This is a genomic window from Halobellus marinus, from assembly GCF_032113415.1.
Taxonomy (GTDB): domain Archaea; phylum Halobacteriota; class Halobacteria; order Halobacteriales; family Haloferacaceae; genus Haloquadratum; species Haloquadratum marinus.
In genome coordinates, this window is the sequence record NZ_CP134946.1 from 297,539 (window position 1) to 318,936 (window position 21,398).

General features: G+C 66.6%; 26 protein-coding genes, 2 tRNA genes and 1 pseudogene. 13 read left to right on the forward strand and 16 right to left on the reverse strand.

Annotation, left to right across the window (positions count from 1 at the left end):
• Window positions 1–41 precede the first annotated feature (41 nt).
• Genes RJT37_RS01490 through RJT37_RS01500 form a run of 3 tightly spaced genes read right to left on the reverse strand, consistent with a single transcriptional unit; the run spans window position 42 to window position 2,897 of the window.
• Window positions 42–1,121 carry an ABC transporter ATP-binding protein gene (locus RJT37_RS01490; protein ID WP_345785374.1) on the reverse strand — a complete coding sequence of 360 codons (1,080 nt, stop codon included), beginning with the start codon at window positions 1,119–1,121 and terminating at the stop codon, window positions 42–44.
• Window positions 1,118–1,936, reverse strand: coding sequence for an ABC transporter permease (locus tag RJT37_RS01495; RefSeq protein ID WP_313687196.1), 819 nt, complete (start codon window positions 1,934–1,936; stop codon window positions 1,118–1,120). The genes RJT37_RS01490 and RJT37_RS01495 overlap by 4 nt, the downstream gene beginning before the upstream one ends.
• Window positions 1,937–1,964: 28 nt before the next feature.
• Entirely contained in the window at window positions 1,965–2,897 is a 933-nt protein-coding gene (locus tag RJT37_RS01500) for an extracellular solute-binding protein (RefSeq protein ID WP_313687198.1), read from the reverse strand.
• Between the two features lie 324 nt (window positions 2,898–3,221).
• Here RJT37_RS01500 and RJT37_RS01505 point away from each other — a divergent pair, with 324 nt between their 5' ends.
• The 6 genes from RJT37_RS01505 to RJT37_RS01530 all read left to right on the forward strand — a co-directional run bounded on the left by RJT37_RS01505 (window position 3,222) and on the right by RJT37_RS01530 (window position 8,869).
• Complete coding sequence (locus RJT37_RS01505; protein ID WP_313687200.1) at window positions 3,222–3,860, forward strand: DUF655 domain-containing protein; 639 nt, start codon at window positions 3,222–3,224, stop codon at window positions 3,858–3,860.
• A gap of 45 nt (window positions 3,861–3,905) precedes the next feature.
• Window positions 3,906–4,793, forward strand: coding sequence for a 16S ribosomal RNA methyltransferase A (locus RJT37_RS01510; RefSeq protein WP_313687202.1), 888 nt, complete (start codon window positions 3,906–3,908; stop codon window positions 4,791–4,793).
• 10 nt (window positions 4,794–4,803) lie between these two features.
• Complete coding sequence (locus RJT37_RS01515) at window positions 4,804–5,982, forward strand: mechanosensitive ion channel family protein (RefSeq protein WP_313687204.1); 1,179 nt, start codon at window positions 4,804–4,806, stop codon at window positions 5,980–5,982.
• A gap of 119 nt (window positions 5,983–6,101) precedes the next feature.
• Window positions 6,102–6,740 (forward strand): HemK2/MTQ2 family protein methyltransferase, encoded by a 639-nt coding sequence (locus RJT37_RS01520; RefSeq protein WP_313690051.1) that lies wholly within the window; start codon window positions 6,102–6,104, stop codon window positions 6,738–6,740.
• 57 nt (window positions 6,741–6,797) lie between these two features.
• Complete coding sequence (locus RJT37_RS01525; protein WP_313687206.1) at window positions 6,798–7,805, forward strand: 5-methyltetrahydropteroyltriglutamate--homocysteine methyltransferase; 1,008 nt, start codon at window positions 6,798–6,800, stop codon at window positions 7,803–7,805.
• Window positions 7,805–8,869: a methionine synthase gene (locus RJT37_RS01530; protein ID WP_313687207.1), complete on the forward strand. Its 1,065-nt coding sequence runs from the start codon at window positions 7,805–7,807 to the stop codon at window positions 8,867–8,869. The genes RJT37_RS01525 and RJT37_RS01530 overlap by 1 nt, the downstream gene beginning before the upstream one ends.
• A 20-nt stretch (window positions 8,870–8,889) precedes the next feature.
• On the opposite strand, the gene RJT37_RS01535 is transcribed toward RJT37_RS01530, so the two are convergent.
• The 5 genes and pseudogenes from RJT37_RS01535 to rpl7ae form a co-directional block, all read right to left on the reverse strand.
• Window positions 8,890–9,162, reverse strand: coding sequence for a DUF6199 family natural product biosynthesis protein (locus RJT37_RS01535; RefSeq protein WP_313687209.1), 273 nt, complete (start codon window positions 9,160–9,162; stop codon window positions 8,890–8,892).
• Between the two features lie 189 nt (window positions 9,163–9,351).
• Window positions 9,352–9,819 carry a nucleoside-diphosphate kinase gene (ndk, locus tag RJT37_RS01540; RefSeq protein WP_313687211.1) on the reverse strand — a complete coding sequence of 156 codons (468 nt, stop codon included), beginning with the start codon at window positions 9,817–9,819 and terminating at the stop codon, window positions 9,352–9,354.
• A 14-nt stretch (window positions 9,820–9,833) separates the two neighbouring features.
• A pseudogene (locus RJT37_RS01545) lies at window positions 9,834–10,007 on the reverse strand (50S ribosomal protein L24e); the annotation flags it as partial.
• 3 nt (window positions 10,008–10,010) lie between these two features.
• Window positions 10,011–10,235 carry a 30S ribosomal protein S28e gene (locus tag RJT37_RS01550; RefSeq protein ID WP_049986948.1) on the reverse strand — a complete coding sequence of 75 codons (225 nt, stop codon included), beginning with the start codon at window positions 10,233–10,235 and terminating at the stop codon, window positions 10,011–10,013.
• 6 nt (window positions 10,236–10,241) lie between these two features.
• Window positions 10,242–10,604 carry a 50S ribosomal protein L7Ae gene (rpl7ae, locus tag RJT37_RS01555; RefSeq protein WP_313687217.1) on the reverse strand — a complete coding sequence of 121 codons (363 nt, stop codon included), beginning with the start codon at window positions 10,602–10,604 and terminating at the stop codon, window positions 10,242–10,244.
• Between the two features lie 253 nt (window positions 10,605–10,857).
• On the opposite strand from rpl7ae, the gene tmcA reads away from it, so the two are divergent.
• From tmcA to RJT37_RS01585, 6 genes are all read left to right on the forward strand, one after another.
• Window positions 10,858–13,212, forward strand: a complete 2,355-nt coding sequence (tmcA, locus tag RJT37_RS01560; RefSeq protein ID WP_313687218.1) for a tRNA(Met) cytidine acetyltransferase TmcA — start codon at window positions 10,858–10,860, stop codon at window positions 13,210–13,212.
• Between the two features lie 55 nt (window positions 13,213–13,267).
• Window positions 13,268–13,747 carry a DUF456 family protein gene (locus RJT37_RS01565; RefSeq protein WP_313687219.1) on the forward strand — a complete coding sequence of 160 codons (480 nt, stop codon included), beginning with the start codon at window positions 13,268–13,270 and terminating at the stop codon, window positions 13,745–13,747.
• Between the two features lie 170 nt (window positions 13,748–13,917).
• Window positions 13,918–14,523 carry an ArsR/SmtB family transcription factor gene (locus RJT37_RS01570; RefSeq protein WP_313687220.1) on the forward strand — a complete coding sequence of 202 codons (606 nt, stop codon included), beginning with the start codon at window positions 13,918–13,920 and terminating at the stop codon, window positions 14,521–14,523.
• Window positions 14,524–14,646: 123 nt separating this feature from the next.
• On the forward strand, window positions 14,647–15,153 hold the full coding sequence (locus RJT37_RS01575; protein ID WP_313687222.1) for a bifunctional nuclease family protein: 507 nt from the start codon (window positions 14,647–14,649) through the stop codon (window positions 15,151–15,153).
• 97 nt (window positions 15,154–15,250) lie between these two features.
• The gene (locus tag RJT37_RS01580) at window positions 15,251–15,508 is read left to right on the forward strand and encodes an AbrB/MazE/SpoVT family DNA-binding domain-containing protein (protein ID WP_313687224.1); all 258 of its coding nucleotides are present in this window, start codon (window positions 15,251–15,253) and stop codon (window positions 15,506–15,508) included.
• A 6-nt stretch (window positions 15,509–15,514) separates the two neighbouring features.
• Window positions 15,515–15,919, forward strand: coding sequence for a PIN domain-containing protein (locus tag RJT37_RS01585; protein ID WP_313687226.1), 405 nt, complete (start codon window positions 15,515–15,517; stop codon window positions 15,917–15,919).
• A 108-nt stretch (window positions 15,920–16,027) separates the two neighbouring features.
• Here the strand turns inward: RJT37_RS01585 and RJT37_RS01590 are convergent.
• From RJT37_RS01590 to RJT37_RS01610, 5 genes are all read right to left on the reverse strand, one after another.
• A tRNA-Pro gene (locus RJT37_RS01590) sits at window positions 16,028–16,098 on the reverse strand.
• 86 nt (window positions 16,099–16,184) lie between these two features.
• Window positions 16,185–17,093: an RNA-guided pseudouridylation complex pseudouridine synthase subunit Cbf5 gene (locus tag RJT37_RS01595; protein WP_313687228.1), complete on the reverse strand. Its 909-nt coding sequence runs from the start codon at window positions 17,091–17,093 to the stop codon at window positions 16,185–16,187.
• 52 nt (window positions 17,094–17,145) lie between these two features.
• Window positions 17,146–17,724 (reverse strand): (d)CMP kinase, encoded by a 579-nt coding sequence (gene cmk / locus RJT37_RS01600; RefSeq protein WP_313687230.1) that lies wholly within the window; start codon window positions 17,722–17,724, stop codon window positions 17,146–17,148.
• 85 nt (window positions 17,725–17,809) lie between these two features.
• On the reverse strand, window positions 17,810–18,730 hold the full coding sequence (locus RJT37_RS01605) for a DUF106 domain-containing protein (RefSeq protein WP_313687232.1): 921 nt from the start codon (window positions 18,728–18,730) through the stop codon (window positions 17,810–17,812).
• Window positions 18,731–18,904: 174 nt separating this feature from the next.
• Complete coding sequence (locus tag RJT37_RS01610) at window positions 18,905–19,543, reverse strand: adenylate kinase (RefSeq protein WP_313687234.1); 639 nt, start codon at window positions 19,541–19,543, stop codon at window positions 18,905–18,907.
• A 125-nt stretch (window positions 19,544–19,668) separates the two neighbouring features.
• Here RJT37_RS01610 and RJT37_RS01615 point away from each other — a divergent pair, with 125 nt between their 5' ends.
• A complete protein-coding gene (locus tag RJT37_RS01615; protein ID WP_313687236.1) occupies window positions 19,669–20,109 on the forward strand; it encodes a DUF7975 family protein in 441 nt (146 codons plus the stop codon).
• Between the two features lie 60 nt (window positions 20,110–20,169).
• Here the strand turns inward: RJT37_RS01615 and RJT37_RS01620 are convergent, their stop codons facing one another.
• From RJT37_RS01620 to RJT37_RS01630, 3 genes are all read right to left on the reverse strand, one after another.
• Window positions 20,170–20,490 carry a DUF5785 family protein gene (locus RJT37_RS01620; protein WP_313687238.1) on the reverse strand — a complete coding sequence of 107 codons (321 nt, stop codon included), beginning with the start codon at window positions 20,488–20,490 and terminating at the stop codon, window positions 20,170–20,172.
• 94 nt (window positions 20,491–20,584) lie between these two features.
• A tRNA-Thr gene (locus RJT37_RS01625) sits at window positions 20,585–20,658 on the reverse strand.
• Window positions 20,659–20,672: 14 nt separating this feature from the next.
• Window positions 20,673–21,281 (reverse strand): GNAT family N-acetyltransferase, encoded by a 609-nt coding sequence (locus RJT37_RS01630; RefSeq protein ID WP_313687240.1) that lies wholly within the window; start codon window positions 21,279–21,281, stop codon window positions 20,673–20,675.
• Between the last annotated feature and the right edge of the window lie 117 nt (window positions 21,282–21,398).

The window sequence follows — 21,398 nt, forward strand, 5'->3', positions numbered from 1 at the left end:
TACCTGCGTCCCCGCCGTCCTATACCTGCGTCCCCGCCGTCCTACACCTGCGGAGCGCGGTCGGCCCTTTCGCCGCCCGTGAACAGGACCGTCCTCGCGGCCGAAAACTCGACGCTGACACGCTCGCCCGCCGCCGGGGGGTCACCCCGCCGTTCCACGACGAGTTCCTCGCCGCCCGGGAGCGTCACTGTCACGTCGTATCGGCTCCCGACGTCCGCGACTCGGTCGACCGTCGCGGTCAGCGAGCGGTCCTCCCCTCCCGAAGAACGCAGCGTCAGGTGTTCAGGTCGGATGTGACACGTGACGGTCGTCCCGACCGGCACGTCCGTCCCGGTTTCCGGGAGCGTGATCGTCGCTTCCCCGAGGGCGAGCGTCGGCGGCTCGCGGTCGACGACCGTCGCCGACACCGCGTTCGAGCGGCCGAGAAACGACGCGACGAACGGCGTCGGGGGCGATTCATAGAGTGTCCGGGGGCGGCCGCGCCCGGCGATCTGTCCCTCGTTCATTACCAGCAACCGATCTGCGAGCGCCATCGCGTCCGACTGGTCGTGTGTGACATAAAGCGTCGTCACGCCCGTTTCCCGCTGGATGCGGGCGATCTCGTCACGTAACCGGGTCCGCAGCGATCGATCGAGCGCCGAGAGCGGCTCATCGAGCAGCAGGACGTCCGGTTGAGGGGCCAGTGCTCGCGCGAGTTCTCCCCGTCGTCGCTGGCCGCCGCTGAGTTCGACAGGGTAAGCCTCGCGCTGCGTTTCCAGGGAAACCAACGACAGATATTCACCGACCAGTTCGTCCCGGCGCGGCGGCTCGATCCCCTGAGCCCGCAACCCGTAGGCCACGTTCTCGCCGACGGTCATATGCGGATACAACGTCGGCTGCTGGAAGACGACCCCCACCTGTCGGGCTTCCGGCGGGCGGTCCGTGACGTCCTCGCCGCGGAGGCATATCCGTCCGGTAGCGGGCGAGACGTGCCCGGCGATCGCCTGGACGATCGTCGTCTTGCCACACCCGCTGGGGCCGAGCAGCGCGACCAGTTCCCCCCGTTCGATCCCGAAGGAGACGTCGTCGACGGCCGTTTCGGCCCCGTAGCGGTGGGTGAGCGAGTCGACGTCGAGCATCATCGATCCACCACCGTCGGGATCCGTCCGAACCGCTGGACAGCGGTGATGACAAGGAGCGTGACCCCGAGCAAGACGAGCGCCAGCGGCACCACGGTGTCGATGCCGCCCGAAATGAAGTTCACCCAGATCCGGGTCGGGATCGTTCGCGGATTGTACGCGACCATCATCGTGGCTCCGAACTCCCCGAGTGCCCGCGCGAACGTCAGGACCACGCCGGCGAGGATCGCACCCCTCGCGAGCGGGAGCGAGACGTTCCAGAACGTCGCGAGCGGCCCGAAGCCGAGCGACCGCGACGCCTGTTCCAGGCGCTCGTCGACCGCGCCGAAGCCCGCCTGGGCCGTGATAATGACGAAGGGTGCCGCGACGAACGTCTGAGCGAGCACGACTCCCAGGAGGCTTCCGGTGAGCGGAACCCCGATCGCGGCGGCCGCGCTCCCGATCGGGGTGAACCGGCCGACCGCCGTCAGCAACATCGCACCCCCCACGACCGGCGGGACGACCAGCGGCATAATCACGACGCCCTCGACGAGCCGTTTGCCGACGAACGAGGTCCGTGCAAGCACGTACGCCAGCGGGACGCCGAAGACCGTCGCGATCGCTGTCGAGACTGGGGCCGTGATGAGCGAGTTTCTGACCGCGACCTGCGTTTCCGGGGCGGCAAGCCTGGAAACGAGGCTCGCCGTGCCGGTCCGCGAGAGGAACACCACGAACGGGATCGCAAAGTACACGAGTAACACCCCGCCTAGCAACGCCGGCACGAGCCGGTCGGGGGTTCGGAACGACTCCCGGGAGCGGATCGCGTCGACGCGGCTCATACAGCGATCGCCTCCGGAACGAGTCGGTTCATACGTCGATCGCCTCCGGAACTGATCCGTGTGTCCGCGGGAGGCTCGACCGCGTCGTCAGCCCCGCCTCGTCGAGTATCTCCGGGTTTTCCGCGACAAATGACACCAGCTTTCGACCCGCTTCCGGACTGTCTGCCGCCTCGTTCACCGTCATATTGTAGATGATCGGCCGCCCCGGGACGGTGTACCCGTCGTCCGTGGTGTAGGTGGCCGTCGCGTAGTGGTCTTTCAGTTCGGGATCGGAGAAGTTGTAGGCATCGGGGAACCGGAAGAACGGCAGGTCGTGGTCGACGGCCATATTCCGGTAGACGATCGCTGCGGCACGGGAACCAGTTTCGACACCCGCCATCATCTGTGGCTCCTCCGGTTCGGTGTAGACCGACGAAAGCATCGCCTGGCGGAAACCGTCGAGACCGTGTTCGGCTTCGGCGAGTTCGAAGGCCTGGACCGCACGGTAGCCGAGCGGATCCAGATCCGGATCGCTGATGGCGATGTCGCCTTCGTCGGCCTCGCGGGCGAGTTCGTACCACGGCTCTCCGGCGGCGAGTCCCTCCCCGAACCGGGTCGCCTCCCGGTAGCCGATTCCCAGGCTGTTCGTCGCAAAGGCGACGTCCCAGTCGGTGAACTCCCCGTAGAGCCGATCGCGGAGGAGCGTCGCATCGGCGCTCACGATCACGTCGGGGTGTTTCGTTCGATCTTCCACCATCCGCATCACGGCGTTCGTTCCGTAGTACTCGCCGTGAACGTTGATCCCGGTCTCCTCCGCGAACGCCGGTCCGACGTAGTCCTCGAACGTCGTGGCGAGGCTTCCGGCCGACAGCAGACTGACGGACTGCGACGACATATTCAGACAACCGGCAGCACTCCCGACAGCCGCGGTTCCGACCGCAGCAACGAACGACCGCCGTGACACTGTCGGTTCCTCCGACATAGTGAGAACCATATATGGTTTCGTAATAAGAGTACCTAACTATATCTGGTTACCCAACACCGCGACCGGCGAACTGGAGGTACCCACCCGGGGCGACGACATCTCGTCCCGTCGTCACGGTCGAACTGGTGGACCATATCCACCTATAGTAGCGTTTGCAAGTCTTCACTCACACGATCGCACGCAGTCGTGCGATCGGATGTGCAATCAGTTGCAAACGCTACTATACTTCGTCGCCTGCGGAAAGATTCTGTCGACTTCAGCGGAACGCGGGGCGGATCTGCCGGCCCACTTTTTAAATACGCCGTGGTCGTACGTGGAGCTATGACTGCCAGCGAGAGCGAGGACGCCGACGACGCCACTGCGGCGGGCGAGGGGTCCGACGCGGGCTCAGAGACCGACGCGGCCGAAGTGCGACACGCGGTCGTGCTCGATCACCTCCCGCACGGGCGCGCCGACGACGACCGGCCGCGACATCGGAAGTCGCCGATGGCCTACGCGCTCGGGGAACGTGACTTCCGGCTTTTCGAGCTGACGCTAACGGACGACGCCGACGTCTCGATCGGCGACCGGGTCGTCATCGGCCCCACGGAGGCCCGCGATGCCGTCGACGGGTTCAAGCAGGTGCCGTACGACAAACTCTCCAACACCGCGACCGGCGAACTGGAGTACGCGATCGAAGCGATCATCGACGAACACGAACGACGGTTCGTCGACTTCTACAACGATGCCCAGCCGATCACGCTGCGGCTCCACCAGCTGAATCTCCTGCCGGGGATCGGGAAGAAACTCCGGAACAACGTGCTCGATCAGCGAAAGCGGGGACCCTTCGAGAGCTTCGAGGAGGTCGAAGAGCGGGTGTCGGGCCTGCACCGCCCGAAGGAGGTTCTCGTCGAACGGATTCTCGAAGAACTCCGCGACGACGACCTGAAGTACAAGGCCTTCGTCGGCCGCGACGAGTAGCCCGAAGTCGAGACGTTTACACGCGCCCGGTCGCTACCACGTTCGATGACTGATCAGACGCCCGATACCGAAACTACCGCCGGCGACCGTGCGGCCCCCCCGCGCGATCCCGACGATCTCCTTCGGCGGGCGGGCGTCCGCGGCGACCCGGACCGCGACCAACATTTCCTCGTCGACGACCGGGTGCTGGACCGCGTCCCGACGTATCTGCCGGCCGACGCCGACACGACCCACTTCCTGGAGATCGGCGGCGGGACGGGTGCGCTCACCGATCGCCTGCTCCGCGTGGGCGAGCAGGTGACCGTCGTCGAGCGTGACGCCGCGCTCGCGGCGTTTCTCCGTGAGGAGTTCGCCGGCGAGATCGCGGCCGACCGGCTCCACGTGATCGAGGGCGACGCGCTCGCGGTCGACCTCCCTGAGTTCACGGCGTGCGTCTCGAACCTCCCGTACGGCATCTCCTCGGAGATCGCCTTCCGCTTGCTCCCGCGCAAACGGCCACAGGTGCTGATGTTCCAGCGGGAGTTCGGAGAGCGGATGGCGGCCGAACCGGGCTCCGACGACTACGGCCGCCTGTCGGTGAGCGCCCAACATTACGCAGACGTCGAAGTCGTCGAGGTGGTCCCGCCGACGGCGTTCGAACCCGCCCCGGCCGTCGAGAGCGCGATCGTCCGACTCCGTCCCGCGGAGCCAACGTACGAAGTCGACGACGAATCGTTCTTCTTCGACTTCGTGAAGGCGCTTTTCACCCAGCGGCGGAAGACGATCCGCAACGGCATCCGCAATACGGCACACATCTCCGGGCTCTCGGACCCCGAAGCGGTCGTCGCGGCCGTCGAGGCCGAGGACGAGGAGCTGTTGCGCCGGCGCGCCGGATCGCTCTCGCCCGAACAGTTCGCCGAACTGACTGCCCTCGCGGACGAACACGGGCGCTGAGGTGTCGACCGTGCCTGCTCTCTCCCTGCTGCAGACGACGCCGACACCGACGCCCGGGACAGACGTCGGTGGCGCGCTCGCGGCGATTCCCGAAGTGGTACCGTCGCTCACCGCGCGGATCGCGATCACCCTCGTCCTCGCGCTCCTCGTGATGGCGCTTCTGACCCGGACAGGGCGGTTCCACGCCGTCGGTCCCGACCGGATCCCGTCGACGGTGTGGCACCTGCTCGTGACGGCCGGGACGATGGCTATCGCCGCGGCCGCCGGGCTCGTGATCGTCGGCGTCTGGGGACTCTCCGACCAGTTGCTCGGTATGTTCGCCGAGAACCTCGGTCCGGAGGCGCTCGTCCGGCTGGGGATCTCGCTTCTGTTCCTGATCGGCGCGTACACGATGATCGGGCTGATCCGGCAGCTGGTCGAGGAACTCGCCGAAAGTCGCTCGTCGCTCGGCGAGCACGAAAGCGAGATCGCGTTCCGAGTCGGGCAGGTCACCGTATATCTGATCGCGCTCCTGATCGTGCTCTCGCTGTGGCGGGTGAATATCGGCGGCATCCTCGTCGGGGCCGGCTTCCTCGGCATCGTCGTCGGGATGGCCGCCAGGCAGACCCTCGGTGCGATGATCGCGGGTTTCGTCCTGATGTTCTCCCGGCCCTTCGAGATCGGCGACTGGATCCAGGTCGGCGACCACGAGGGGATCGTCACCGGCATCACGATCGTCAACACGCGAATCCAGACGTACGACGGCGAGTACGTGATGATCCCTAACGACGTGGTGTCCTCCGAGAGTCTGGTCAATCGGAGCCGGAAGGGTCGCCTCCGGATCGAGGTCGAAGTCGGCGTCGACTACGACGCGGATCCAGAGCGGGCAGCGACGGTCGCCCGGCAGGCTGTCGCCGAAGTCGACGACACGATGACCGTCCCGACACCGCAGGTCGTTCTCAAGCGCCTCGACGACTCGGCGGTCGTGCTGGGCGTCCGCTACTGGATCGACAACCCCAGTGCGCGCCGGCAGTGGCGCTCGAAGACCGCTGTCATCGGCGCCGTCAAGGCGGCCTTGGAGGAGGAAGGTATCAAGATTCCCTTCCCGCAGCGCGAACTCGCCGGGCGGGAGGAGGCCGGGGGATTCGTCCTCGCCGGAGAGGACAACGAGGAGGCCCCACAGGCCGAGGCCGAGGGAGACAGAGCGTGACCGACGAATCAGACGACGCGGAGGACGAAAGTGGCGCGGCGGCGGAGACAGGAAAGGAAAGCGCCGCGGCGGCGGAGACGGGGACCGAACGCGACGCAGGCGAGGACACGCGGAGTGGCTTGGCCGAGCGCCGCGGCGTCGACACGAAAGTGTACCAGCCGGCGGAGGACTCCGGGCTGCTCGCCTCGGCGGTCGTCGACCGCGGCCGCGGCCGGCTGCTCGAAGTCGGCACCGGCTCAGGATGGGTCGCAGAGCGCGCAGTCCGGGACGCCGAGGGCGTGACCAGAGTCGTGGCGAGCGACCTCAGTCCACACGCCTGTCACGAGGCCCGCCTCCGTTCAGTCGCTGCGACGGGCGACGGGACGAACGTCCCCCCCGCTTTCGATGTCGTCAGAGCCGACCTCGTCGACCCGTTCGCCGCCGACGCCTTCGACACGGTCGCGTTCAATCCGCCGTATCTCCCGACCGACCCCGAAAACGAGTGGGACGACTGGATGGAACAGGCCCTCTCCGGCGGCGAGACCGGCCGCGAACTGGTCGACCCGTTCATCGACTCGGTCGGACGCGTCCTCGCCCCCGGCGGCGTGGTTCTGCTCCTCGTGAGTTCGCTGACGGGGTACGAAGCGGTCCTCGACCGCGCCGAGTCTCGCGGTTTCACACACGAGGTCGTCGTCGAAGAGTCGTACCCCTTCGAGACGCTCTCGGTCGTGGCGTTGACTCGCGAGGGAGCTGAACGGGCTGCGAACGCGGATAAATAACTGAAACGTATATTACGATAGCAAATATTAAGCGGCAGCATTTCTTAGCCCTGGCCGATGACGCACTACGTCGCGACGACGCCCGGGCTGTTCCCGCTACCGGACTGGGCGAAGTCGGAGCTGTCCGACCTCAAGGGCCACCAGAAGGGTGACCTGATTTCCGGCGAGGAGTCCGAAGAGATCCGTGAGACGTACGCCGACGCCCGATCGGCGGTCGTGAGCGACCAGCGTGAGGCCGGTCTCGATCGCATCGTCGAGGGCGGGCTCCGCTGGGACGATATGCTCGCCCACCCGCTTGCGGTCGCCGAAGGGGTCGAGACCGGTGGCATCGTCCGCTACTACGACAACAACAACTTCTATCGCGACCCGCGTGTCGTCGACGGACTCACCGCCTCCGGCGACGTCGCCGCGGAACTCGAGGCGGCGGTCGATCTCCTCGACGGGGAGCCCCTCCAGGCAGTGTTGCCCGGGCCGTACTCACTCGCCGATCTGGCGACCGACGAGTACTACGGCGACGACGGGGAGTTTCTCTCCGCCATCGCGACGTTTCTCGCCGAGGAGGTCGGGATGTTCCCCGCCCACGAGACGCTGTTCTTGCTCGAACCGTCGCTCGTCACGGCCCCACCGGACGACGACATCGCCGCGGCCGTGCCGGAAGCGATCGACACGGTCGCCGACGCCACAGACGCCGACGTCGTCGTCTACACGTACTTCGGGGCGCTCGACGAAAAGACGTACGCGCACCTGATGGATACCGACGTCTCGGCGCTCGGGTTCGACATCGTGGCCGGAGACCGAGACCAGACCGTCTACAACGCCTCGGAGTACGGTGTGACGGACGATGTCGCACTCGGCGTCGCTGACGGGCAGAACACGCTCGTGGAGTCGCCCGGAACCCTCCGCGAACGAGTCGAGTGGTTCGCCGATGGTGTCCCCGCTGCCGATTTCGAGACGGTCTATCTGACGACCAACACCGAGCCGTTCTACCTGCCGGTGAACAAATACGAGGATAAACTCGAGTCGCTTGCGGCAGCCGTCGAACTCGACCGGGAGGTGAGCGTCTGATGGCCAGAGACGCAGACAACCGCGCGCAGTTCCGGCCCGACGGCCACGACGGCGACCACTTCCTCCTGACGACGGTCGTCGGAAGCTACCCCAAACCGAAGTGGCTCAACCGCGCCCGGGACCTCTCGGAGGACCCCGATGCGAAGTTCGACGACGACGACCTGGCGGAGGCCCACGACGACGCCGCCCGGCTCATCACGCGGGAACACGAGCGAGCGGGGTTGGACACCGTCGTCGACGGCGAGATGCGCCGCGAGGAGATGGTCGAGTACTTCGCGGGTCGCATCCCCGGCTACGAGTTCAACGGCCCGGTGAAGGTGTGGGGCCACAACTACTTCGACAAGCCCTCGGTCGTCTCGGAAGTCGAGTACGACGACCCGTGGCTCCTCGACGAGTTCGAGTTCACCGCAGACGTCGCGAGCAAGCCGGTGAAAGTGCCGATCACCGGCCCGTACACGCTCGCGCGGTGGTCGTTCAACGAGGCCTACGATGACGAGGCGGCACTCGCCTACGACCTCGCGGATCTCGTCAACCGGGAGATCGAAGGGCTCGTCGACGCCGGTGCGCGCTACATCCAGATCGACGAACCCGCGCTCGCGACGACGCCCGACGATCACGCCATCGTCGGCGAGTCACTGGAGCGCATCGTCGACGGGATCTCCGAGGACGTCCGGATCGGCCTTCACGTCTGCTACGGCGACTACTCGCGGATCTACCCCGAGATCAACGACTTCCCGATCGACGAGTTCGACGTCGAACTCTGCAACGACGGCTACCAGCAGATCGAGACCTTCCAGGAGCCCGATTTCGAGCCCGATCTCGGCCTCGGCGTCGTCGACGTCCACGAGGCCAAAGTCGAGCCAGTCGCGGAGATCAAACGTAACATCAAACAGGGCCTGAAGGTGGTCCCGCCCGAGAAACTCACCGTCTCACCGGACTGCGGCGTGAAACTGCTGCCGCGGGAGATCGCCTACCAGAAGATCGAGAACCTGGTGACGGCCGCCCGCGAGATCGAGGCCGAACTCGACGCCGGGAAACTCGACGTCGCGCCGCCGCAGGTGTAGGGCGGGGCGGGATCTACTTCTTATTCAGCGTCCGCCTCGGCCTCGGAGCCGTCGTTGCCGTCGCCACGACCGTATTCCAGCGCGAGCACGATGCCGCCGGCGAGCGCCGACAGGCCGAACTGTGCCCGCGTCGCGGCGACGTACCAGTCGCTCGGTTCGAGATCCTCGGGGTTCTCATAGCCCGCGAGCAGGAAGCGCCCGGCGGTGTCCAGCACGCGTCGGGGGAACGCGGCGCCGACGAGTCCGAAGACCATCGCCATCGCAGCACACATTGGGGTAGGCACCATTCGCATAGGAGACAGTACCCACCGGCGAGTGAAGAGGCAACCGGTGGCTCCCGCTCGGTGGGATTCATACTGTCGGACGTACGTTCGTGGAACATTTCGGCACCACGAGGTGCTGAGAATTTCCAGATAGGTACGTCCGACAGTATCAGCGATAGATGGAACGAGCGAGTTGGTGCGAAGAAGCGACGGCGCCGGTTACTCCTCGTAGAGCCAGGCTTCGTCGATCCGCTCGTAGTCGAGCAGTTCCTCGTCGTCGAAGAAGAGGTCGATCTCGCGCTCGTTTGCGCCCTCGTCCTCGTGGTCTGAGGCGTGGATGACGTTGCGCCCGAGGTCCAGACCGAGGTCGCCGCGGATCGTTCCCGGCGGCGATTCGGCGGGGTCGGTCTCACCGACCATCGAGCGGACCTGTCGGGTCGCGTCGGCGCCCTCCCAGACCATCGCGAAGACCGGATCGGACGTGATGAAGTCGACGAGCCCGTCGAAGAACGGCTTGTCCTCGTGCTCGCCGTAGTGTTCGTGCGCCAGTTCCTCGTCGATCTGGATGAACTTCCCGCCGACGAGTTTCAGCCCGCGCTCCTCGAACCGGGAGACGATCTCGCCGATCAGCCCACGCTGGACGCCGTCGGGCTTGACCATCACGAACGTGCGTTCGTCTTCGCTCATTCGTTACTGCCCTCGGCGCGTCCCGCTTCCGTCCACTCCAGATCGCGGGGCTCGCGGCCGAGCCGGTAGTTCTTCTCGGCCTTCGAGTTCTTGAAGTGGAGGATCGTTCCGTCGTTTTTCACGAGCATCGTGCCCGTGCCAGGTTCGATCTCCTCGCCGGTGAAATCGCAGGTTCGTGTCTCGACCATAGGTTATCGCCCTCCGATGGAGTCGGCGTCGCGCTGGGTTTCGCGAAGCTGCAGGATGTCGCCCTCGCGAACCGGGCCCAGGACGTTCCGGGTGATGATTCGGCCCTGGTTCGAGCCCTCGCGGATGCGGCACTTGACCTGCATCGCCTCGCCGTGCATCCCTGTCTTGCCAACGATCTCGATGACCTCCGCGGACGTCGAGTCGCTGGCGGTCTCTTCTGCGCTCATCGTCGCTTACCGCAGTTCCTCGACCTTCGCGGTGATGTCTTCGAGGTCGTCCTCGGACTCGCCCGCGTCGACGATCGCGGCGGCGGCCGAGCCGACTTCGAGGCCTGCGGCCTCCCCGAGTTCGTCCTGCGTCTCGATGAAGACGTAGGGGATTCCCTTCTCGTCTGCGAGTTCGGGCAGGTGCATCACGATCTCCTCGGGGGAGACGTCCTCGGCGACGAAGACGAGTTCCGCGGTGCCGCGCTCGACGGCTTTGGTCGTCTCGTTCGTACCTTTCTTCACTGTACCGGTGTCTCGGGCGACCTCGAGCGCCTCGAGGGCGTCCTCGGCGAGGTCGGCTGGAACGTCGAATTCTACGTAGACTGGCATTGTTGTTCACCTCTCCTGCTCGCGGGCTCGACTGCCCCGCCGGAAACGCATTCCCTGACGGCGGGGAGCATCATCAACCCCGGGCAGGCTGTACAGTCCGGTAGCCCGGGATCGCATAAAAGGGCTTTCGTTGGCGTCGTGCCGTGACACGCCGCCACACGCGACTTTGAGCCCGCCGTCGATTCAGCGATCTGAGCGCCGACGAATCCCCACAAACGAAATCACCTTACGCGGCCGCGGCCACGAGTCGGGTATGACCGTTGCCGCCCTCGCCGCGGACCTCCGCGCGGCGGCGCGCCGAACCGACCACCGTCGGTTGCTCGTTCTCGCGGGTGAGCGGGACGCCTGCATCGACGCCGCGTTCTCTGCGATCGAGGGCGCCGAGATTCCGGCCACGGAGACGGCCCTTGTCTCCACTTGGGAGGGGTTTCGCTTCGAGCGCCTCCACCCTGACCACGCTGGCCGGCTCCTCGGGACCACGCGGACAGCCGTGATTTGCGACGCCCACGAAGGGTTCTCCCCGAACGTCCTCGGCCGCCTCGTCGGCGTCGTCGACGGCGGCGGCCTGTTCGTGCTCTTGACACCGCCGCTTTCCTCCTGGCCCGACCGCGACGGGAAGTTCGAATCCTCGCTGGCGGTCCCGCCCTACGGAGCGGCGGACGTCGGTGGGCAGTTCCGGAGGCGGCTGGCTCGGACGCTCCGGGAACATCCTGGTGTCGCGGTCGTCGACGTCGACTCGGGCACGGTCGAACGCCGCGGCGAGGCTTCCGAAGCCAGTCCGTCGCGCTCCTCGCCGGTCGTCCCGCCCGCCGATCGGCGTCGGTTCCCGGGGGCAGCCTACGAGGCCTGTCTGACTGCCGACCAGTCGCGGGTGCTCCGGGCGCTGGAGTCGCTGCACCCGCCGACTGCGGACGCGGGCGCGAACGCGGTCGTCGTGGAGGCGGATCGCGGCCGCGGGAAATCGAGTGCTGCCGGTCTCGCCGGGGCGTCGCTTGCGGCTGCCGGCGACGACGTTCTCGTCACGGCCCCGAAATCCCGAAACGCCAGCGATCTGTTCGCCCGCGCCCGGGAACTGCTCTCGACGCTTGACGGGCTCGACGACTCGACGTTCGACCCGCCGGACGGATCCGCGTCGACGGAGACGGATGCGCCACCGGATGCGCTGCAAACCGCCGACGGCGGTCGGATTCGGTTTGTCCCACCCGCTGAGGCGACGGCGCTGCCCGGCGACCCCGACGTCGTCCTCGTCGACGAGGCGGCGGGGCTGTCAGTGCGACGACTTTCGGCCTTCCTCGCTTGCCCCGACATCGCCTTTTTCACGACTGTTCACGGCTACGAGGGTGCCGGGCGGGGCTTTTCGGTCCGTTTCCGCGAGCAGTTGACGGAGACGGACCACGCGGTGCGGGATGTGACGATGAGCGAACCGATCCGGTACGCGCCCGCGGATCCGATCGAGGCGTGGGCGTTCCGGACGCTGTGTTTCGATGCCCGCCCGCCTGTCGCCGACCTCGTCGCCGACGCGTCGCCGTCGTCGGTGACCTACCGTGCGGTCGAGTCGGACGAACTCGCTGCCGACGAACACCTGCTGCGGGCGGTGTTCGGCCTCCTCGTGTTCGCCCACTACCGGACCGAGCCCAACGATCTGGCGCGCCTGCTGGATGCGCCGAACCTTCGCGTCCGGGTCCTCGAACACGAGGGGCACGTGGTCAGCGTCGCGCTGCTCGCCCGCGAGGGCGGACTCGACGCCGACACCAGGCGCGCGATGTACGAGGGCGAGCGGGTCCGGGGCAATATGCTGCCGGACATCCTCACCAGCCAACTCCGCGACGAGGCGGCAGCCATTCCGGTCGGGTACCGCGTCGTCCGGATCGCGACACACCACGCCGCGCGTTCCCGAGGGCTCGGGTCGAGGCTCCTCTCTGAGGTCCGCGCCGAGTTCGACCGCGAGGCGGACTATCTCGGCGTCGGCTACGGCGCGACGCCCGACCTGCTCGACTTCTGGGCCGAGAACGGTTTCGAGACGGTCCACCTCTCGACGACGCGCAACGAGGCCAGCGGGGAGTACTCCGCGGTGATGCTCGACCCGCTCTCCTCGGCGGGACGGGAACTCCGCGACCGGCACGCGCGATGGTTCCGGGACCGGATCGGGGCCGTCCTCGCGGATCAACTCCGCGACGCCGATCCGGACGTCGTCCGCGGCGCGCTTTCGGCCTGCGGGGTCGACGCGTCGGTGGAACTCACAGACCGCGAGTGGCGAATCGTGGTCGGGGTTGCCACGGGACCGGGACAGTACGCGACCGCGCCGGAGGCGTTCCGCCGACTCGCGCTCGCCGCGCTGCTCGACGTGCCGGGAGACCAACGGACTGACTCCTGCGCGACCGCCGACGGCGACGACTCCGAACGGCCGCTCACGCCGCGAGAAGAACGGCTGCTGGTTCGGAAAATCCTGCAAGCGCACCCGGCGTCGGCGGTCGCTGACGAACTGGGGTACGCCTCCGTCCGGACGTGTCTCCGGGCGCTCGGCTCGGCGTACGCGTCGCTCGTGGATCGCTACGGCGCTGACGTCGACGCCGTTCGGGAAGAGCGTGCGCGGTTCGAGGAGGGGTAGGCGGGACTGTTCCGACACCGTCGGCTTCATCACCGTTGCCGCCGCTCTTCCCCGTATGACCCCGCTCGGCTGGCTCGCTCTCGTCCTCGTCGCCGTCGGCGTCGTTGGCGCGGTGCTCCCGCTGCTTCCCGGCGGTCTCCTCTCTGCGGCCGGCGTGCTCCTCTACTGGCACTCGACGGGCTATGCGGAGCCCTCGGTCGTTCTCGTGGCTGCCCTCGTCGCCGTCGGGCTTCTCACGACGTTCGTCGATTACTTCGCCGGCGCGATCGCGGCTCGCGCGGGCGGCGCATCGGTGCTCACGACCGCCGCAGCAGTGCTCGTCGGCCTCGTCCTCCTCTTCGTCGCCGGCCCGCTCGGCTTTATTCTGGGACTCGCTGCGACCGTATTCGCCGTCGAGTTCGCACAGCACGCCGACGCAGAGGCGGGATTCCGCGTGGCGCTGTATTCCACGGTCGGCGTGCTCGCGTCGACGGTGGTGCAGGTGATTCTGACGAGCGCCGTGCTCGTCGCGCTGGTCGTAGTCATCCTCGTCTGATACTGTCGGACACAACTGTTTCAAGACATTTGCCGCCCAGGGCGGCGAAATTCTTCATAGACTTGTGTCCGACAGTATGAGCAGATCACCCGCCTGCAGCCGGGGGGATCGAGGCGACTGTACTCCCGCAAACAACAGTTTTGTATCGCAGCACGGCCTAGCCGAAGGCGATGGCCCGCCTCCTGCCCTCCAGTTCCGACCCCGAGGTCGCCGCCGAACCCCGCGTCGTCGGTCTCGACGACGAGGACGCCGACGACCTGCTGTCGGCACTCTCGTCGTCGACGGCGCGGCGCATCCTCGGAGCGCTCCACGAGGACCCGACAAATCCCGCCGCCCTCGCGGAGTCGGTCGACACCTCGCTACAGAACGTCCAGTACCACCTCGAACGTCTCGAATCCGCCGGCGCGGTCGAGGTCGTCGACACCGTCTACTCCGAGAAGGGCCGGGAGATGAACGTCTACGCCCCGGCCGACCAGCCGCTCGTCGTCGTCGCGGCCGACGACGAGGAGACCGACGGGCTCTCGGCGATGCTCACGCGCCTGCTCGGTGGCGTCGCCGTCGTCGCATTCGTGAGTCTCCTCGCGCAGTTCGCGATCGAAGGACTGCCGTTCGGCGCACAGACGGGCGGTGGCTACTCGGCGGAGACGGCCGATTCGGTCCAGGTGGCCGCGGATACGGCCGCCGCTACCGGCCCGCCGCCCGGTCTCCTGGTCTTTCTGGGCGGCCTGACCGTCCTGCTGGTGTGGTTCGCGGTCTGGTTCGTCCGCCAGCGGTAGCTTCTTGCGGCTCCGCCGGCCCCCGGCACGGCGCTGTCGCCGCGACCACGGGGAGCGTCGCTGGCAGATCGCCACGGACTTCGCTCCCGTAAGTATTCGTACCCGGGCGTTCTACTGTTTCGTATGAATCATCCGGGCGAGGTCGAGGGCATCGCCGTCGGCGTCGACGCCGAGGGCGAGAACATCCCCGCGGTCGTTGTTGCGGCCCGGTCTGAGTTCCTGCCGATCGTGGTGACCGCCGATCAGGCCCGCGCCATCCAGCTTGCGCTCTCCGGAGAGCCGTTCGAGCGGCCGCTGACCCACGACCTGCTCGTGGAGATACTCACCGAGTTCGGCGGCGCGATCGACAAAGTCCGGGTCGACGATGTCGCTGACGGCACGTTCTACGCGAAGATCGACGCCGAGCGCTATGATAACGGCACGGCGCGGAAGTTCGTCTTCGACGCTCGCCCGAGCGACGCGATCGCGCTTGCGGTCCGGGTCGACTGCCCCATCGAGATCGCGGACGTCGTCCTCGACGAGGCGGGGCAGCCGCCGGAGCGGTTCGAACTCGGCGGCGGTTCCGACCCGGAAGTGCCCGAGGAACCGGACGACTTCGACGACTTCGACGACTTCGGCGACGAGCGGTGATACTGCTTACTCTTCGCCGACTCCGGCGAGTTAGTTGTACGGGAAGATCTTCCGAATAACGGGAAAAACTTTGTCTGTACAGGCGTTATCTGCGTCTATGACGTCGAAAGCCGACAAGCGGGGTCGGATTTATCTTCCAAAGGAGATCAGAGAGAAACACGGACGGAAATTCCGCATCGTCGAACTCCCGTCCCACGTCGCGCTGTTTCCCGTCGCCGACGATCCGCTGGCTGCAATCGAGGCGGAAGTCGGCGACGCCCTGGCTGATAAAGACCTTGACGAACTCAAAGTCGAAGCCCGCGAGAAAGCTGCCCGCGAGGTCGCAGACGAACGCAACTCGAACGATAGGGCCTGATTCGGTATGTACGTCGAGAGTGATTTCCTCTTCGCGCTCGCGAAGCCGGAGGACTGGCTGAAGGAGAACGCCGAAGCCGCGCTCGATGCGGAAGCCGTATACACCTCACTCGCTGCGTATACGGAATTTCTGGTGTACTGGTACGACGAAGACACCGGAACATACGCGATCGATGCGGCGTCGATCGTGCCGAACCTCCTCGAACTCGTGCCAGTCCGCCCCGAGGAACACGAGGAAGCGCTGCTCGCCGCCGCAGCCTTCATCGACGAGTACGGAACGACGCCGTTCGATGCTATCCACGCGGGTATTGCCCACGTCAACGGCGATATCGCCCTCTCGACAGAGACAGACTACGACACCGTCGGCGTCGAGCGCGTGCCACTCGATTCGTACCTCGACGGGCCGGAGTGACGGTCCACGAGACGCACCGCTCCCGTGTCATTTCCAGCAGAACTGGTATGGGACCGCTGAGATTCCAGCAGGTGGAATCTCGTCCTCCCATTTTCGCTTCGCGAAAAGTGGGACCGCTGAGAGTCGAACTCAGGTCCTACCGACCCCATCGGCAGAGGATACCACTACCCCACGGTCCCAGTGTGCACTCGAAAGGAGACGAGTGTCGACGTTAAGTCCTTCGTTTCACTGCGACCTGCGGGCGTCTCGGGAACGACACTGTCGATCAGACCAGGACGCGTTCGAGCGACACGGCCTCGCCGGACTCCGCCCGCGGATCTCCCGTGAGGTGCCCGAGACAGACCGCCGACCCGTCGGGCGTGAAACAGGCGACGAGCGGCGCGTTCTCCGCTGTCGACGCCGAGGCCTCGTCCAGCGCTTCCACGTCTGGCCCCACGTCGACGATGCCGGGCGCATACACCGGTGCGCCCTCCGCGATCTGTTCGGCCGCGGAGAACGCGACCGTGAGTCGGGGGAGATGCGTCAGCGCGCGCTCGGCCGGAGCGACCACGTCGCGGAGGGGCGCCTCGTCGCCCTCCTCGGCGAACGCGAGTGCGTCGGTCAGATCCGCCGTCGAGACCAGATCCGTGTCGTCGAAGGGGTCGGTAGCGGTGCGGCGTAGGTCGCCCATGTGGGCGCCGGTCCCCGCTGCGAGGCCGATGTCGTGACAGAGTTTCCGGACGTACGTGCCGCTCTCACAGCGGATACGGACGAGCGCCTGCCGCTCGCGGACCTCGAGGAGGTCGAGAGCGTGGAGCTCCCGCGTTCGGAGGCGACGCGCGACCGCGCTCTTCCGCGGTGGCTTCTGGTAGATCTCCCCCTCGAAGGCGTCGAGCACCGCCGCCAGGTCGGTCGGCGCCGGTCCGTGGAGTTCGAGGACCGCGACGTACTCTTTGGTCCCTTCCAGAAACACCTGCGCCAGCCGGGTCGCGTCGGCGAGCAGGATCGGGAGACAGCCGGTGACCTTCGGATCGAGCGTCCCGGCGTGTGCCGCGCGCCCGACGCCGGCCAGGTCACGGGCCCACGCCGAGACCTGGTGCGCCGAGGGACCCGGCGGCTTGTCGAGGTTCACGACCCCGAACGACAGCAGTTCCTCGACCGACCGCTCGCCCGGAGGGCTACGAAGCGTCGCCATCGTCACCGCCGCTCCGTCTCGGCCTTGCCGGTCGTCTGGGGTTCCCTCATCGTCAGAAGTCGTACCTGACGCCTTCGGTGGGGTATTTCCCTTCGTCGACCGCCGGGTCGTACGCTTCGACCGCCGCCGTCAGAATCTCCGGGACGGCGTGTTCGTCCCAGCGGGCGGTGTTCAGGACGACGTCGTAGATCGAGAGATCCGAGATGTCGATCCCGTAATACTCCTGGTAGCGAAGCGCCTCGCTCTCCTCTCGGGAGCGGGTCTCATCGAGCGCCGTCTCCGCGGATTTCTCTTCGCGGCCGGCGATGCGGGCCGCGCGGACCTCGATGGGGGCATCGAGCCAGAGCCGCAGATCCGCGGCGTCGCCGGCGAGCCACCCAGCGAGGCGCGATTCCAGCAGCACGTCGTCGCGTTCGAGGGCGACCTCGCGGAGGCGCCGATCGAGGTCGCGGTCGATCTGGTCGTCGTCCTCGGCGAGTCTGTTGAACTCCACCGCGGTCATTCCGCGCTCGGCGGCGAGTTCGCGGAAGATATCCCCGCCGCTGACGTGTTCCAGGTCGAACGTCTCCGCGAGGGCAGTCACGGTCGTACTCTTGCCAGCCCCGGGGGGGCCAGAGACGGTCAACAACATACCATTGCTGGGAGAAGGCGGGTAAAAGAGGTTGTCTTTGCGGTCGGCCGAACGCGGGGCGGGATCGTCCGATCCGGTCGCCGGATCAGGCGGAGGTCGGCGAGATGTCGATGTTCAGGCTCTTGCGGATGATCTGGGTGAAGCCCATCGAGCAGAGGAAGTACCAGACGATCCACGCCTGGATCGGCCCCAGCACCGACTCCGTCCACTCGACCTGTCCGACCAGCGGGAGCACGAGCGAGTCCAGGGCGGTGTGGGCGGTCGCGTTCTGGCCGACGCCGATCGACCAGTACATCCAGAGGAACACCGGGATGGTGAGGAACATAATCCACACCATCGGGCGGAACTGCTCTTTGAACATCCCGAGTTGGTCGCCCATCGCGTCCATCTGTTCCTCCTGGATCGCGTCGAGGGCCTCGTCGTCGCCGGCCTCTTTGGCCTCTTTCCGGCGCTCTTGGATCTCCTGCATCCGCTCCTGGTAGGCGCCCATCTTGTCCATATCCATCAGGTTCGCCTGCAGCAACGTCGAATACAGGCCAGTCGCGAGTGCGAGGATCATCACGACGGCGTAGAAGGGCAGAAACTCCTGTAGCGGGCCCAGCGGAATGTCCATCGTCGTGCCGATGACGTCCCGGAGCGGCTTCCAGGAGTAGCCGACGAACAGGCCGAGCGTCAGGACCGCCGCGCCCTTGTCGTAACTCGACCACGAGGACTCGTCGTCGTCGGGGATCTCGGTGTCGATGCTGGTATCCGACGAGGCGCTTGATGCGGGCTCCAGCCCCGCTTCAGTCGCGTCGGGATCAGCCAGCTTGAACCCTGCCTCGCCCTCGACGAGGATTTCCTTCTCGATGAGCCGGCCCCACTGCCCGGACGTGAGATCGCCCTTCACGTCGAGCCACTGGACCTCGCTGTCGCCGTCGTCGGTCGCCTCGAGGACCGTCTCGACGGCCTCGCGCATCCCGTCGTCGGAGACGAGCGTGCGGACTTTCGATTCGATTCGTGGCATCTGCCCGTCGGTAACCGCCCGTCGGTTATCAACCTTACACTCTGCGCGCGTCAGCACGACAACAAAGACGGCTCGCTTGGCCACGGCGCGCGTCCAGCGCGTACGTGTCCACGACGCCTCGCGCGTTACTCGTCCACAACGCCTCGCGCGTACGTGTCCGCGACGCCTCGCGCGTTACTCGTCGACGACGTCGGCGATCGCCTCGAAGACCTCGTCGGGCGTGCCCTCGCCGTCGACTTCGACGAGGACGCCCTCCTCGCGGTAGTGCTCGACGACGGGCGCGGTGTTCTCTTCGTAGACGCGGAGTCGTTCGCGGACGGTCTCCTCGGTATCGTCGTCGCGCTGGACGAGTTCGGCGCCACACTCGTCGCAGACGCCGGACTCGGCGGGCGGTTCGAACTCGACGTGGTAGCTCGCACCGCAGTCCGGACAGACGCGGCGGCCGGTCAGCCGGTCGACCAGTTCGTCGTCGTCGACCGAGAGGTACACGACGGCGTCGAGGTCGGTCATCTCCGACAGCTCCTCCGCCTGTTCGAGGTTCCGCGGATAGCCGTCGAGGACGTACCCGTCGGCGGTCGAGAGCGCCTCCTCGACGATGGCGTTGACGACCTCGTCGGGGACGAGTTCGCCGGCGTCCATGTACGCCCCCGGCGTGTCGTACTCGGTGTCCATCCCGCTGATGTCCATCTGCTTGTTGTTGCGGAGCGCATCGCCCGTCGTGACGTGTTCGAGGTCGAACTCGTCGGCGAGGCGCTTCGACTGCGTTCCCTTCCCGGCACCCGGCGGGCCCAGAAGCAAGATGTGCTTGCCCATATCCCGGAATCTTCGCCCGTCCGTATAACGTTGAAGAAACGCGTCCGCCGGGTGGTCGCCGGCGCGGCGCCGGCGTTCGCCGGCCGATCGGCGTTTTTTCACCCCTGCGACGGATACTGTCCCCTATGACCAGATTCGACGCCGACGATCCGCAGGCGCGACGGAAACTGTTCGCGGACGCCATCGCCGCACACCGGGCGCGGGCCAGCCCGTTTCTGACGATCGAAGCCGACAGCGACCGCGACGATGAGAGTGAAGACGATCCCGGAGTCGGGGCCGACAGCGACCCCGACGGCGAGGACGCCCCCGCGCCGTGGTTGCAGTTCTCCGAGAGTACGTTCAATCTCGACGTCGAGGACGACGAACTCGATCGGCTGAAGGATCTGATCGAATCGTTCCCCGAGTTCCGGATCGACCAGATCGAATCGCCCGAGGAGGCCGAGGGGACGAACGTCCGCGTCACCGCGCGCTCGGACGCCAACCGACTCGCAGCCTTCGCCGATCAGGTGTTCCTCGGCGTTTACGGTCGCGAGGAAGACTACCGCGCGTGGGTTGCGGCGGTCTGATCGGCGGCGAGAGGGTTGTCGCTCCGGGATACCAAAGTGTTGCCGACGCGCTCGACAGAGTCAGGCTTCCGACGCGTCGACGAACTCCTCGGCGCCCTCGTAGAACCAGTAGCCGTTCTCGCGCATCGCTTTTCCGACGGCCTTGTGGAACGAGACGAAATCTGCGAACTCCTCCTCCTCGATGTGCTCGAAGATCTCCGCGACGGAGACGACCCGCTCGTAGTCGAGTCTGACGGGATGGTCCCCGTACTCCGCGACGAACTCGGCGGTCGAGAGCGGGAAGTCCTCCTCTTCGTCGACCTTCTTTGCGATTACCGCGTGGCCGTACTTGCGTCTACCCTCGGAGCCCTTCTCACCGTCGGGGTCGTGTGGCCAGTCCATACCGGGGTGTTGGGTGGCCACGGCAAAGCCGTTACGAAAACCGCAGCGATCCACCACGCGGGGGTCGCAGGCGGGAGCCGAAAAACCCGAGACGAGCCAGGGGTGGGATTTGAACCCACGAAGTCTCGATTACAAGTCGAGTGCATGAACCGCCCATGCTCCCCTGGCCTGCGTCGACGTATTCAGTCCTCCTTTGAGTGTGTGTCGTTTTCGGCGGACGGGTCGGACGACGTCTCGCCGGATTCATCATCCATCTCGTCGCCGCTGCGAACCCGCTTCTCGAACTGGATCCGGTGGGGCGCATAGCCCCGATCGCGGTAGAACGCGCGGGCGCGGTCGTTCCCCGCCATCGCCTCCAGCGAGACGACGCTCGCGCCCGCCGCACGCAGTGTGTCCTCGGCAGCATCCATCAGGTCGGTCCCGACTCCCCGGCCTCTGTACTCGGGGCGGACGTAGACGTTGCGGACGACGCCCCGGGTCGCGTCCTGCTCGAAGGAGCCGCGTTCGAGATCGAAACTGACGAATCCGACGACCTCGTCGCCGGACTGGGCGATCCGGACGCCGTCGGCGACGACCTGGCGGGCGAGCGTCTCGCGGACCAGACTCCGGTTCTCCGTCGGCAGGATGTGCGAGTCGTGTGCGCGCTGATCGCCCGCGAGTGAAACCCACAGGTCCACGAGGGCGTCGACGACGCCCACGTCGGGACGCCCGATCGTGACCTGCTCGGACGACGCAGCGGCGTCCGCGTCCGGGGACTGGTCCCGATCGGCCGTCTCGCCCGATTCCCCCATACCCTCCGTTCGTCGGAGAGAGCAAAATATCGTCGGGTTTGGGGTCGGCGGTAGCGTGGAAAGAGCACACGTGGTTTTCGACAGATTCGGCAGCGGTGCCGCTCTGACCTCGCCCGA